This is a genomic window from Paracoccus sp. 22332, from assembly GCF_052045125.1.
Lineage (GTDB): Bacteria > Pseudomonadota > Alphaproteobacteria > Rhodobacterales > Rhodobacteraceae > Paracoccus > Paracoccus haematequi_A.
This window is the reverse complement of sequence record NZ_JBQEOI010000133.1, coordinates 1-614: the sequence shown is the minus strand read 5'-3', so window position 1 is coordinate 614 and position 614 is coordinate 1. Positions and strand designations below refer to the sequence as shown.

Here is a 614-nt window from a genome sequence, read left to right as displayed (position 1 = left end):
ACGCCGTGCTGGCGATGCTGGAGGCGGACGCGCCCTCTCCCGCCGATCTGGCCGCCGCCCGCGCCGCCGCCGAGGCCCTGCCGCCGCCGGCGCTGCTGCCGCCGCTTGACCAGCAGACCAAGCGCCAGGCGGTCCAGGAGGGGCTGAAGACGATGGGCGCGCGCATGGTCGAGCGCGCCCGCATCCTGGCGGGCGAGATCGAGGGCGACGAGGCGGTGGCGCTCTTGCCCGCCATGCGCGACGCCTGGCGCGCCAGCCGGGATCGGACCGAGGCCGAGCTGCTGACCGAGCTGCAGGACAGCCGCGCCCTGGCGCTGCTGATGGCGGGCCGCGATGTGACCGCCATGGCCGAGACCGCTCCCGCGCGGCTCTGCGCGACCGTCGACGGCACCGGCACCCATGTCATGTCGCAGGGCTTCGGCAGGGCCGGAGAGGAGACGCTGCTGGAGATCGCCTCGGGCCTGCCGCTGGAGCATTGGACGCGCGAGGTTGCCGAAGCCACCATCGCGCTGTCGCAGAGCTGCGCCAGCAACCGCTACGAGACCCTGGTGGCCCAGGCCTGGCCCCGGATCGAGGCGCGCATCGCCGGCATGGACAAGCTGCGCGACACCATC

1 protein-coding gene is annotated in these 614 nt (G+C 74.4%); it reads left to right on the top strand.

Annotated elements, in window-relative coordinates; all coding sequences use genetic code 11:
• Positions 1-614, top strand: a 614-nt coding sequence (locus ACTJI6_RS24195; protein ID WP_440804335.1) for a hypothetical protein, incomplete at both ends; no start/stop codon positions are given.